Source organism: Pseudomonas sp. I3-I5 (assembly GCF_022699445.1).
Classification (GTDB): Bacteria; Pseudomonadota; Gammaproteobacteria; order Pseudomonadales; family Pseudomonadaceae; genus Aquipseudomonas; species Aquipseudomonas fulva.
Map to the genome: position 1 here is coordinate 4,339,239 of NZ_CP093940.1, position 12,256 is coordinate 4,351,494.

Below are 12,256 nucleotides of genomic sequence, written 5' to 3' on the forward strand. Positions count from 1 at the left end.
CGCTATCATGCTTATCGATCAGAAAATACCCCTGGGCCAGTACATGTCCTCGTTCGTCGAGTGGCTGACCCAGCACGGCGCGAATTATTTCGACGCCATCGCCCAAGGCCTGGAGTTCATGATCCATGGGGTCACCAGTACCCTGACCTGGTTCAACCCGCTCGTGCTCATCGCGCTATTCGCTGCCCTGGCGCACCTGATCCAGCGCAAGTGGGCATTGACCGCCTTCGTCGCAGTGTCCTTTCTGCTGATCCTCAACCTGGGCTACTGGCAGGAAACCATGGAAACCCTGGCCCAGGTCAGTTTCGCCACCGTGGTCTGCGTGGCCATCGGCGTGCCGCTGGGTATCGTCGCCGCACACAAGCCGATGTTCTACACCGCCATGCGGCCGGTGCTCGACCTGATGCAGACGGTCCCCACCTTCGTCTACCTGATCCCTACCCTTACCCTGTTCGGCCTGGGCGTGGTGCCTGGGTTGATCTCGACGGTGGTATTCGCCATCGCCGCCCCCATCCGCCTGACCTACCTGGGTATCTGCGATGTGCCCCAGGAACTGATGGACGCCGGCAAGGCCTTTGGCTGCTCGCGCCGTCAACTGCTCACCCGTATCGAACTGCCCCATGCGATGCCGAGCATCGCCGCAGGCGTCACCCAATGCATCATGCTGTCGCTGTCGATGGTGGTGATCGCCGCCCTGGTGGGCGCCGACGGCCTGGGCAAACCCGTGGTCAACGCACTGAACACCGCCGATATTTCCTTGGGCTTCGAAGCGGGCCTGGCAATCGTGCTGCTGGCGATCATGCTCGACCGTATCTGCAAGCAACCGGAGCTGCCGGCCAGGAGTGAAGCATGAGTATCATTCGATTCGAAGACGTCGACGTCATCTTCTCCAACAAGCCACGCGAAGCGCTGTCGCTGCTGGACCAGGGCAAGACCCGCGAAGAGATTCTCAAGCAGACCGGGCTTGTGGTCGGCGTCGAGAAAGCCAACCTGGACATCCAGAAAGGCGAGATCTGCGTGCTCATGGGCCTTTCCGGTTCGGGCAAGTCCAGCCTGCTGCGCTGTATCAACGGGCTGAACACCGTGAGCCGCGGCAAGCTGTTCGTGGAGCACGAAGGCAAGCACATCGATATCGCCCACTGCACCCCGGCTGAACTGAAGATGATGCGCACCAAGCGTATCGCCATGGTGTTCCAGAAGTTCGCCCTGATGCCTTGGCTCACGGTGCGCGAGAACATCAGCTTCGGCCTCGAAATGCAGGGCCGCCCCGAGAAGGAGCGTCGCAAGCTGGTCGACGAAAAGCTCGAACTGGTAGGCCTGGCACAGTGGCGCAACAAGAAGCCCGATGAATTGTCCGGCGGCATGCAACAGCGCGTCGGCCTGGCACGCGCGCTGGCCATGGATGCCGACATCCTGCTGATGGACGAACCGTTCTCGGCCCTGGACCCCTTGATTCGCCAAGGCCTTCAGGACGAATTGCTGACCCTGCAGAGCCAGCTGAACAAGACCATCGTCTTCGTCAGCCACGACCTGGACGAGGCGCTCAAGCTGGGCAGCCGGATCGCGATCATGAAGGACGGCCGGATCATCCAGTACAGCAAGCCCGAGGAAATCGTGCTCAACCCGGCCGATGAATACGTGCGCACCTTCGTGGCCCATACCAATCCGCTGAACGTACTGTGCGGACGCAGCCTGATGCGCTCGCTCGACAACTGCAAGCGCGTCAACGGCTCGGTCTGCCTGGACCCCGGTGGCGATTCGTGGCTGGACTTGGGTGAAGGCAATTCGATCAAGCGTGCACGGCAAGGCCAGAACGGGCTGGAGATGCAGAACTGGGCGCCAGGGCAGGCAGTGGAAGGCCTGAGCCGCAGGCCAACCCTGGTGCATGCCGATATCGGCATGCGTGAGGCCCTGCAGATTCGCTACCAGACCGGCAACAAGCTGGTGCTGCAGGAAAACGACAAAGTCGTGGGGATTCTGGGAGACACCGAGCTTTATCACGCCTTGCTGGGCAAGAACCACGGTTGATTGCACGAGGGCCGCATTCGCGGCCCTCTTCTTTAAAGGCGGCGCGCGCTGCGGGCTGGCTTGCCTACATCTTCAGAAACGCTTTACAGGCTGCCAATTCATCAGGTTAGAATCGGTTGGCACGCGACCTGCTAGCAAACACCGAATCCGCGCTATCACGTCTTCCCTCCTCGTTGTCCCGGAGTACCTGCCTTTGGATGCCAGTACCATCAATAGCCTGTTCCTGATCGGCGCATTGCTGGTGGGGGCAAGCATCCTGGTCAGTTCGCTGTCGTCGCGGCTTGGCATCCCGATTCTGGTCATCATCCTGGCCGTCGGCATGATCGCTGGCGTGGACGGGGGTGGCATCATTTTCAACAACTACCCAACCGCCTACCTGGTGGGCAACCTCGCGCTTGCCGTGATCCTGCTCGACGGTGGTTTGCGCACGCGGGTGGCAAGCTTCCGGGTCGCCTTGTGGCCGGCGCTTTCGCTGGCAACGGTCGGGGTCATGATCACCACGGCGCTGACCGGCATGGTGGCGGCCTGGTTGTTCGACCTGAGCCTGATCCAGGGCCTGCTGATTGGCGCCATCGTGGGCTCCACCGATGCCGCAGCGGTCTTCTCACTGCTGGGCGGTAAAGGCCTGAACGAACGGGTCACCGCCACACTGGAAATCGAATCGGGTAGCAACGACCCGATGGCGGTGTTCCTCACCGTGACCCTCATCGACATGATCGCCAGTGGCCAGACCGGGCTGCACTGGAGCCTGCTGGGCCACCTGTTGCGCGAGTTCGGCATCGGCGGATTGCTGGGGCTGGGCGGCGGCTGGGTGATGTTGCAGTTGGTCAACCGCATCAACTTGGCAGGCGGCCTTTACCCGATTCTGGTCGTGGCCGGTGGGCTGGTGGTCTTCTCGCTGACCAACGCTTTGCACGGCAGTGGTTTCCTTGCGGTCTACCTGTGCGGGCTGGTGCTGGGCAACAAGCCGATCCGCAGCCGGCACGGCATTCTGCACATGCTCGACGGCATGGCGTGGCTGGCCCAGATCGGGATGTTCCTGGTGCTGGGCCTGTTGGTGACGCCTCACGACCTGCTGCCTATCGCCCTGCCGGCACTGGGCCTTGCCCTGTGGATGATTCTGATCGCACGCCCGTTGTCGGTCGTTGCCGCACTGCTCCCCTTCAAGGCGTTCCACGACCGCGAGAAAGCCTTCATTTCCTGGGTAGGCCTGCGCGGCGCCGTGCCCATCATCCTGGCGGTATTCCCGCTGATGGCCGGTCTGCCGGACGCCCAGCTGTTCTTCAACCTGGCGTTCTTCATCGTCCTGGTTTCGCTGCTGGTGCAGGGCACCAGCCTGCCCTGGATGGCCAAACTGCTCAAGGTGACGGTGCCGCCAGACCCGGCGCCCATCTCTCGCTCGGCACTGGAAGTGCACATCACCAGCGAATGGGAGATGTTCGTCTACCGCCTGGGCGCCGAAAAGTGGTGCATTGGAGCGGCGCTCAGGGAGCTGAAGATGCCTGAGGGTACGCGCATCGCCGCGCTGTTCCGTGGCGAACAGCTGCTGCACCCTTCGGGCAGTACCGTGCTGGAAGTGGACGACATGCTGTGCGTGATCGGCCATGAGCACAACCTGCCTGCACTGGGCAAACTCTTCAGCCAGGCGCCCCAACGCGGCCTGGACCTGCGCTTCTTCGGCGACTTCGTGCTCGAAGGCGATGCCGAACTCGGCGCCGTGGCGTCGCTCTACGGCCTCAACGTCGACAGCCAGGATGCCCACATGCCGCTGGCGCAGTTCATCCGACAGAAGGTCGGAGGCGCGCCAGTGGTAGGCGACCAGGTCGAATGGCATGGCACGATCTGGACCGTGGCGACCATGGACGGGAACAAGATTCAGAAAGTGGGCGTCAGATTCCCGGAAGGATCGCGACCAGGACCAGGATTGTTCCTCTAAACTTCGTTTCTGCCTGATCCACAAGTAGTCTGCCTATGTCCTTTCGCCTGCACCTTCGCACAGCCCTGCTCGGGCTGTGCCTTTGCCTTCCCCTGGCGGTCGCCGCCGCTGAAGCCCCCACCACCGCCAGCGTCCAGGAAAGCCTGGACAAGATCGCCGAGCGCAAGCTGCCCGAAGCCGATCAGAAGGCCCTGCAGCAAGTGCTCGAGCAAACCCTCAGCCTGCTGGCCAGCAAGGAAGACAACGAACGCAAGCTGACCGCCCTCAAGCAGCAGCTGGCCAGCGCGCCCAAGGAAACCAGCGACAGCCAGAAAGAGCTGGCAAGGCTCAAGCAGAGCTCGGTGCAGTCGGTGGCCCAGCGCTACGCCAGCCTTGGCGTGCCGCAGCTCGAGCAGATGCTCAGTGAACGCACCACCCAGCAAGGCGAGCTGCAAAAGGCGCTGTCCGAAGCCAACAGCCTGATCATCAATTCGCAGACCCGTCCCGAACGGGCTCAGTCCGAGATCAGCAGCAGCCAGGCGCGGGCCCAGCAGATCAACAGCATCCTCAAAAGCGGCAAGGATGCGGGCAAGCCCATCAGCGCCGACCTGCGCAACCAGCTCAACGCCGAACTGGCCTCGCTCAACGCCCTCACCCAATTACGCCGCCAGGAGCTGGCCGGCAACAGCGTGCTGCAAGACCTGGGCAATGCCCGCCATGACCTGTTGATCGAGCGCACGGCACGCCTGGAGCAGGAAATCCAGGACCTGCAGACCCTGATCAACGATAAACGCCTGGCCCAGTCCCAGGAAACCGTCACGCAGCAGTCGATCGAAGCCCAGAAAGCCGGCGGCAGCAGCCTGCTGGCCACCGAAAGCGCGGCCAACCTCAAGCTGTCCGACTACCTGCTCAGAAGCACCGACCGGCTCAACGAACTGACCCAGCAGAACCTGCGGACCAAGCAGCAGCTCGACACCCTGACCCAGGCCGATCAGGCGCTGGACGAGCAGATCAGCGTACTCAAGGGCAGCCTGCTGCTGTCCAAGATCCTGTACAAACAGAAACAGACTCTGCCGCACCTCAAGCTCGACCGTGACCTGGCTGACCAGATCGCCGACACGCGCCTGTACCAGTTCGAAGTCAATCAGCAGCGCGAGCAGATGAGCAGCCCGGTCAGCTACGTGGACAAACTGCTGGCTGCACAGCCCCCCGAAACCGTCACCCCCCAATTGCGCAAGGCATTGCTGGAAGTGGCCATCACCCGCAGCGACTTGCTCGAACGCCTGAACCGGGAGCTGTCGGCGCTGCTCAACGAATCCATTACCCTGCAACTGAACCAGAAGCAGCTACTGGGCACTGCCCAAAGCCTGCGCACCACGCTGGACGAGCAGATGTTCTGGATACCCAGCAACAAGCCGTTGGACTGGGACTGGCTGGCCTATGTGCCGCAACGCCTGGCCGACCAGGTGGCGGACCTGCCGTGGAGCTCGGGCCTCAAGGAGCTGGCTGACGGGTTGAGCCAGCGCCCATTGCTGTTCCTGCCGCTGTTGCTGGTGATCGGCGCGTTGCTGTGGCGACGCAAGTACCTGTACCAGCGCCTGGGCAAGGTGCACCAGGACATCGGCCATTTCCGTCGCGACAGCCAGTGGCACACCCCGCAGGCGATCCTGATCAACATCCTGCTGGCGATGCCGGTGAGCCTGGGCCTGGCGCTGTGCAGCTACGCCCTGCAGATCGACGCTCGCGGCCAGAACGCCAACCTTGGCGCGGCACTGTGGCAACTGGCCCAGGCCTGGCTGGTGTTCTATACGGCCTACCGCATCCTCTCGCCTGGCGGGGTGGCCGAGATTCACTTCCGCTGGTACAAGCCCCAAGTGGAGTTCTTGCGCGGCTGGGTTCGGCGGCTGGGCACTGTGGTGCTGGCACTGGTGGGGGTGGTGGCGGTGGCCGAGCACCAGCCCTCGGCGCTGGCCGACGACGTGCTGGGGATTGGCGTTGTGCTGACCTGCTACGCACTGATGGCCTGGTTGCTCAGCCGCCTGTTGCTGAGCAGCCCTGCCCACCGCGACACCTCGCTGTTTCGCAAAGCAGTGGGCGTGGCCTTCACGGCCTTGCCCATCGCCCTGTTCATCGCCGTGTGCTTCGGCTACTACTACACGGCGCTGAAACTCACCGACCGCCTGATCTACACCCTCTACCTGCTGCTGTTCTGGCTGGTGATCGAGGCGGCATTCGTGCGCGGGCTTTCCGTGGCCGCCCGACGCCTGGCCTACCAGCGCGCGCTCAGCAAGCGGGCTGCAGCCAAGGAAGGGCTCGATGGCGAAGTCGTCGTCGAAGAACCGACGCTGGACATCGAACAGGTCAATCAGCAGTCCCTGCGCCTTATCCGCCTGGCCCTGCTCGGCGGTTTCATCGCCGGCCTGTACTGGGTGTGGTCGGACCTGCTCTCGGTATTCGCCTACCTCAACAACTTCGTGCTGTACGAATACACCAGCGGTACGGGCGCTGCGGCGAGCATGGTCCCCATCAGCCTCGGTGACCTGCTCGGCGCACTGGTGATCGTGGGCATTACCTTCGCCCTGGCCGGCAACTTGCCCGGCCTGCTGGAGGTGCTGGTACTGTCGCGGCTTAATCTGGCCCAAGGCAGTGCTTACGCCACCACCACGCTGCTGTCCTACACCATCGTCGGCGTCGGCATCGTCAGTACCCTCTCCACCCTGGGGGTCAGCTGGGACAAGCTGCAGTGGCTGGTCGCCGCGCTGTCGGTAGGCCTGGGTTTCGGCATGCAGGAAATCTTCGCCAACTTCATTTCGGGCATCATGATCCTGTTCGAACGCCCGGTGCGTATCGGCGACACCATCACCATCGGCAACTTGTCGGGCACGGTGAGCAAGATCCGCATTCGCGCCACCACCATCACCGACTTCGACCGCAAGGACATCATCGTCCCCAACAAGACGTTCATCACCGGGCAACTGATCAACTGGTCGCTCACCGATACCGTTACCCGCGTGACCCTGAAACTGGGCATCGACTACGGCTCGGACCTGGACCTGGTCCGCGACCTGCTGCTCAAGGGTGCGCATGAGAACCCGCGAGTGCTGAAGGACCCGGAACCTCTGGTGTACTTCCTGCAATTCGGCGAAAGCTCACTGGACCACGAACTGCGCATGCACGTCCGTGACCTGGGTGATCGCAACCCGACGCTGGACGAGATCAATCGCTACATCAACCGGGAGTTCAAGGCGCACGATATCAAGATCTCCGTACGCCAGGTCGAGGTGTTCCTGATGGACCCCAAAGCCGGCAAACAACAGTTGATACCGATGGACTCGCCCAAATCCGATGGCACTCAACCGGTGTGATTGGACTCCATAGGGCAGAGACGCCCGTTCAACCCGCGAGGGCCTGGCCCTCGCTCACGGCCGGTCCGCCCGCACAGGGCCACGCAGCGGCCGCTTGCCACCTCGACTCAGGAGCAGCCCCGTGAAAGCCCTCGACCAGCTCACCTTCGACAACCGCTTCGCCCGCCTGGGGGATGCATTCTCTACCCAGGTACTGCCCGAGCCGATCGCAGACCCTCGCCTGGTGGTCGCCAGTGCATCGGCCATGGCGCTGCTCGACCTCGACCCGGCCCAGGCCGAGCTGCCGTTGTTCGCCGAACTGTTCAGTGGCCACAAGCTCTGGGAAGGCGCCGATCCACGAGCGATGGTGTATTCCGGCCATCAGTTCGGCGGCTACAACCCGCGCCTGGGTGACGGCCGCGGCCTGTTACTGACCGAGGTGGTCAACGATGCCGGTGAACATTGGGACCTGCACCTCAAGGGCGCCGGCCAGACCCCCTACTCGCGCATGGGCGATGGCCGTGCCGTGCTGCGCTCCTCGATTCGTGAGTTTCTGGCGAGCGAAGCCTTGCATGCCCTCGGTATCCCCAGCAGCCGAGCCCTGTGTGTGATCGGCTCCAGCACCCCGGTGTGGCGGGAAACCCAGGAAAGCGCCGCCATGCTCACCCGCCTTGCCCAGAGCCATATCCGCTTTGGCCATTTCGAATACTTCTACTACACCCAGCAGCCCGAGCAGCAGCGCGTGCTGATCGACCATGTACTCGATGAGCATTACCCGCAGTGCAAAGACGCCGAGCAGCCTTACCTGGCCATGTTCCAGACCATCGTCGAGCGCAATGCCGAGCTGATCGCACGCTGGCAAGCGTACGGTTTCTGTCACGGCGTGATGAACACCGACAACATGTCGATTCTGGGGATCACCTTCGACTTCGGCCCGTTCGCTTTCCTTGACGACTTCGATGCCAACTTCATCTGCAACCACTCCGACGACCGCGGCCGCTACAGCTATGCCAACCAGGTACCGATCGCCCATTGGAACCTCAGCGCGCTGGCCCAGGCCTTGACCACGGTGGTCGAGGTCGAAGCGCTCAAGCAGGCACTGGCGCTGTTCTTGCCCCTGTACCAGGCCCATTACCTGGACCTGATGCGTCGCCGGCTCGGCCTGACTACCGCCGAGGACGAAGACATGGCCTTGGTCGAGCGTCTGCTGCAACGCATGCAGAGCGGTGGTGTGGACTACAACCTGTTCTTCCGCCGCCTGGGCGATCAACCGCTGGCCGACGCGCTGCAATCGGTACGTGAGGCCTTCATCGACCTGGCGGGTTTCGACGCCTGGGCTGTCGACTATCAAGCGCGCTGCGAACGTGAACCGAACCATGCTGCCGGGCGGCGTGAGCGCATGCACGCCGTGAACCCGCTGTATGTGCTGCGTAACTATCTGGCGCAGAACGCTATCGAAGCGGCCGAGGCAGGCGACTACACTGAGGTCAGGCGTTTGCATGAGGTGCTGAGCCGCCCGTTCGAGGAACAGGCCGGAATGCAGGCCTATGCAGCGCCGCCACCTGCCTGGGGCAAGCACTTGGAAATCAGTTGCTCGTCCTGAAGCCCACAGACGCCAACGGAGATGCAATGACCGATCCGCTAATTGTCCCTTGCCCTCACTGCAACGGCCTGAACCGCTTGCCCGCCGACCGCCTGGGCGATGCGCCCAAGTGTGGCCGCTGCAAGCAGCAAGTGGTGCTCCAGGCGCCGTTCGTGCTGACCGAGAGCAGCTATGCAAGCCAGGTCAAAGGCGACCTGCACTTGCTGATCGACGTCTGGGCCGATTGGTGTGGCCCCTGCAAGGCCTTCGCGCCAGTCTTCGAACAAGCGGCCCGCCAACTGACTGGCCGCTGCCGCCTGGCCAAGCTCGACAGCGAAGCCAACCGCTCCCTGGCCGGGCAACTGGGCATTCGCTCGATCCCGAGCCTCATACTGATGCGCAACGGCCGCGAGATCGCGCGCCAGGCAGGGGCACTTCCCCTTCAGCCACTGCTGGAGTGGCTGCGCAGCCAGGGGGTTTGACCTCAGGTACCTGCAAGCAGCGACTCATAGGGGATACGTAGCCCCTCGTGCAGACGTCTGATCAAGCTGCACCTACTCATCCCCACCCAGCAAATCATGCAGCGCCACGAATTGCTGGGTCAGTTTGTGACGGGGGTCGAGGTGGATCAGGGGCAGGCTGGCGTGATGCGACTCCCGCATCTTCACTGAACTGCCCAGGTACACCGGCAGCACCGGCAAGCCTTCGGCCAGTAGCGCGTCCAGCATCTGCTGCGGCAGGCTGGCACGGGGCTGGAACTGGTTCACCACGATGCCCTCGACGACCAGGTGTTCGTTGTGGTCTTCCTTGATGTCCTCGATCTCGGCCAGCAACCCGTACAGGGCCTGACGCGAGAAGCTGTCGCAGTCGAACGGGATCAGCACTCGGTCCGCTGCGATGAGCGCCGAGACGGCATAGAAGTTGAGGGCCGGCGGGGTGTCGATGTAAATCCGCTCGTAATCTTCACTCAAGACGTCGAGCAATTTACGCAGCTTGTTGATCTTGTGCTTGGCTTCGAGCTTGGGTTGCAGGTCGGCCAACTCCGAGGTGGCGGTGACCACATGCAGGTTTTCGAACGGTGTCTGGTGGATATCGACCTTATTCTTCTTCACCCCGGGCCCACTGGACAGGCTCTGCTTGAAGAAATCGGCGATGCCCATGGGAATGTCTTCGCCCACCAGCCCGGTGAGGTACTGGGTCGAGTTGGCCTGTGCATCCAGGTCGATCAGCAAGGTTCGGTAGCCTTCATGGGCGCTTACCGCTGCCAGGTTGCAGGCGATGCTGGATTTGCCCACCCCGCCTTTCTGATTGAACACCACGCGTCGCATGATTGACCTCCGGATAGGGACGAGTTGCCGAGTATGTGGCGACGCCGTGCCCATGGCCAGCGCTGCTACAGCGGCTGCGCACCAGACATGGCGCTGTGCCGACTGTCGGAAAAAGGAAACTATTCAATCGGACCACGCCACATCCGCTTGAAGGCGTTGTCTCTTTGGATCCGAATCCATTGCTACATCACCGCCGCACCGGGATAATGCGCGCCACTCGATGAACGCACCACCCCTGACAGGCAGGCGCCGACACGTTCGCTCGGCATGGAAGCCCTTCAGGGCGGGAAGAAAACCACCGTGATCACCTTCAACATCACCCAATGGCGTGCATGGGCTCCGGGCCTTTCGGCGCCTGCCGACTGGCACGCCTGGGCCAGTGGCAATTCGCCATCGGGTGCTGACGCCTGTGCGCCTGACGTGGCCTTTCTGCCGGCCATGCAACGCCGTCGGCTGAGCCACATGGCGCGCATGGCGTTCGCGGTGGCCTGGCCATTGGCAGAGGGCCAGCCGCCGCTGCCGCTGGTCTTCGTGTCACGCCACGGTGAAACACCCCGTACGTTTTCGATTCTGGGCGAACTGGCTGCGGGGCAGCCGCTGTCACCTACCCAGTTCAGCCTCTCGGTGCACAACGCGGTCATCGGCCTGTGGTCGATCCTGCGCGGTTCCACCTGCGAGATGACGGCACTGGCCGCCGCGGGGGATGGTTTCGAGCAGGGCGTGGTGGAAGCCGCAGCGCTCATGGCTGATGGTGCCCCAGCCGTGCTGTTGATCGTTACCGAAGAACAGCCGCCGCCGGCCTATGGCCCCTGGATAGACGACGTCCCATTCGCCTATGCGCTCGGCCTGTTGCTGACCCCAGGCCAGCAATGGCAGCTGGCGCCCGGCCAGGTCGCCGCATCACCGGCAGTGCCTGGGCTGCCTCACGGCTTGGCCTGGCTCAAGGCCATGCTCAACGGCCGCACCGATTTCACTCACACAGGGAAGCGTCGTACATGGAACTGGCACCGACAGCCGTGAGCAGGTCAGGCGATGCCTTCATCTGGCGCCTGTTGGCCACCGCGACGAGCTTTATACTGTTTGGCATGGGCTGCCTGACCCTGCGGCTGTTCGTGTTTCCGCTGCTGGCCTGCCTGCCCGGTGGCCGGGTGCGCCACCGCGAGCGGGCCCGGCGCACCATCAGCTGGTTGTTCTGGCGCTTCGTGCAGTTCATGCGCGCCATGGGCGTGCTGACGTACGAAATCGAAGGGGCCGAGCGCCTGGGCCGGCCGGGTCAGATGATCATTGCCAATCACCCCTCCCTGATCGACGTGGTATTCCTGATCGGCCTGGTACGCCAGGCCAACTGCGTCGTGAAGCAGAGCCTGTTCGACAACCCGTTCACACGCGGGCCGGTCAGTGAGGCGCAATACATCGGCAACGATGGCAGCATGGACATGCTCGACGCCGCCGTCGCCTCGCTGCAGCAGGGCCAGACCTTGGTGATTTTCCCGGAAGGCACGCGCACCTCGCCAGGCCAGCCGCCGGCCTTTCACCGCGGCGCGGCTGCGATTGCCCTACGCGGTGCAAGCGTCATCACCCCAGTCACCATCAAGGTCAGCCCAACCACGCTGACCAAGAACGAACCCTGGTACCGCATCCCTCGCAGGCGTGTGCACTTCACCCTTTCGGTGGGCCCGGACGTGCATCCCGACGCCTACGCAGCGCTGGGCCCTGCACCCAAAGCTTCCCGCCTGCTCAACGACTACCTGCACAACTACTACATCAAGGAGCTCGCCGCCGATGAGCGCGCCACAGCAAGACCTCAACCGTGATCTCAAGCAACTGATCATCGACGCCCTGGGCCTGGAGGACATCAGCATCCAGGACATCGACGACGAACAGACCCTGTTCGGCGAAGGCCTGGGCCTGGATTCGGTTGATGCGCTCGAGCTCGGCCTGGCCATCCAGAAGCGTTATGGCATCAAGATCGACGCCGATGCCAAGGACACCCGCAACCATTTCAGCAGTGTCGCCGCCCTGGCGGCGTTCGTCACTGCCCGTCAGGCCGCCTGAGATC

10 protein-coding genes are annotated in these 12,256 nt (G+C 63.1%); 9 read left to right on the top strand and 1 reads right to left on the bottom strand.

What is annotated here, in order from left to right; genetic code table 11:
• The first annotated feature begins 4 nt into the window (after window positions 1–4).
• The 6 genes from choW to trxC all read left to right on the top strand — a co-directional run bounded on the left by choW (window position 5) and on the right by trxC (window position 9,351).
• A complete protein-coding gene (gene choW, locus MOP87_RS19435; RefSeq protein WP_173645905.1) occupies window positions 5–853 on the top strand; it encodes a choline ABC transporter permease subunit in 849 nt (282 codons plus the stop codon).
• A complete protein-coding gene (gene choV, locus MOP87_RS19440) occupies window positions 850–2,028 on the top strand; it encodes a choline ABC transporter ATP-binding protein (RefSeq protein WP_023532472.1) in 1,179 nt (392 codons plus the stop codon). The genes choW and choV overlap by 4 nt, the downstream gene beginning before the upstream one ends.
• A 193-nt stretch (window positions 2,029–2,221) precedes the next feature.
• Window positions 2,222–3,964: a potassium/proton antiporter gene (locus tag MOP87_RS19445; protein ID WP_023532459.1), complete on the top strand. Its 1,743-nt coding sequence runs from the start codon at window positions 2,222–2,224 to the stop codon at window positions 3,962–3,964.
• Window positions 3,965–3,999: 35 nt separating this feature from the next.
• Window positions 4,000–7,308: a mechanosensitive channel MscK gene (gene mscK, locus MOP87_RS19450; RefSeq protein WP_104926594.1), complete on the top strand. Its 3,309-nt coding sequence runs from the start codon at window positions 4,000–4,002 to the stop codon at window positions 7,306–7,308.
• A gap of 121 nt (window positions 7,309–7,429) precedes the next feature.
• Window positions 7,430–8,890: a protein adenylyltransferase SelO gene (selO, locus tag MOP87_RS19455; protein ID WP_242809903.1), complete on the top strand. Its 1,461-nt coding sequence runs from the start codon at window positions 7,430–7,432 to the stop codon at window positions 8,888–8,890.
• A gap of 26 nt (window positions 8,891–8,916) precedes the next feature.
• The gene (gene trxC / locus MOP87_RS19460) at window positions 8,917–9,351 is read left to right on the top strand and encodes a thioredoxin TrxC (protein WP_236166772.1); all 435 of its coding nucleotides are present in this window, start codon (window positions 8,917–8,919) and stop codon (window positions 9,349–9,351) included.
• 72 nt (window positions 9,352–9,423) lie between these two features.
• On the opposite strand, the gene MOP87_RS19465 is transcribed toward trxC, so the two are convergent.
• Window positions 9,424–10,197 carry a ParA family protein gene (locus tag MOP87_RS19465; RefSeq protein WP_027913540.1) on the bottom strand — a complete coding sequence of 258 codons (774 nt, stop codon included), beginning with the start codon at window positions 10,195–10,197 and terminating at the stop codon, window positions 9,424–9,426.
• Between the two features lie 267 nt (window positions 10,198–10,464).
• On the opposite strand from MOP87_RS19465, the gene MOP87_RS19470 reads away from it, so the two are divergent.
• The 3 genes from MOP87_RS19470 to MOP87_RS19480 are packed head-to-tail and all read left to right on the top strand — an operon-like array spanning window position 10,465 to window position 12,252.
• Window positions 10,465–11,217 carry a beta-ketoacyl synthase chain length factor gene (locus MOP87_RS19470; protein ID WP_242809904.1) on the top strand — a complete coding sequence of 251 codons (753 nt, stop codon included), beginning with the start codon at window positions 10,465–10,467 and terminating at the stop codon, window positions 11,215–11,217.
• On the top strand, window positions 11,193–12,011 hold the full coding sequence (locus MOP87_RS19475) for a lysophospholipid acyltransferase family protein (RefSeq protein WP_242809905.1): 819 nt from the start codon (window positions 11,193–11,195) through the stop codon (window positions 12,009–12,011). Before MOP87_RS19470 ends, MOP87_RS19475 begins: the two co-directional genes overlap by 25 nt.
• Complete coding sequence (locus MOP87_RS19480; RefSeq protein ID WP_027913537.1) at window positions 11,980–12,252, top strand: phosphopantetheine-binding protein; 273 nt, start codon at window positions 11,980–11,982, stop codon at window positions 12,250–12,252. The genes MOP87_RS19475 and MOP87_RS19480 overlap by 32 nt, the downstream gene beginning before the upstream one ends.
• The last annotated feature ends 4 nt before the right edge of the window (window positions 12,253–12,256 follow it).

Coding starts and splice junctions, on each gene's coding strand:
- mscK (WP_104926594.1), top strand. CDS start 4,000: ATGTCCTTTCGCCTGCACCTTCGCACAGCCCTGCTCGGGCTGTGCCTT.
- choV (WP_023532472.1), top strand. CDS start 850: ATGAGTATCATTCGATTCGAAGACGTCGACGTCATCTTCTCCAACAAG.
- trxC (WP_236166772.1), top strand. CDS start 8,917: ATGACCGATCCGCTAATTGTCCCTTGCCCTCACTGCAACGGCCTGAAC.
- MOP87_RS19480 (WP_027913537.1), top strand. CDS start 11,980: ATGAGCGCGCCACAGCAAGACCTCAACCGTGATCTCAAGCAACTGATC.
- MOP87_RS19475 (WP_242809905.1), top strand. CDS start 11,193: ATGGAACTGGCACCGACAGCCGTGAGCAGGTCAGGCGATGCCTTCATC.
- MOP87_RS19470 (WP_242809904.1), top strand. CDS start 10,465: ATGGAAGCCCTTCAGGGCGGGAAGAAAACCACCGTGATCACCTTCAAC.
- MOP87_RS19465 (WP_027913540.1), bottom strand. CDS start 10,197: ATGCGACGCGTGGTGTTCAATCAGAAAGGCGGGGTGGGCAAATCCAGC.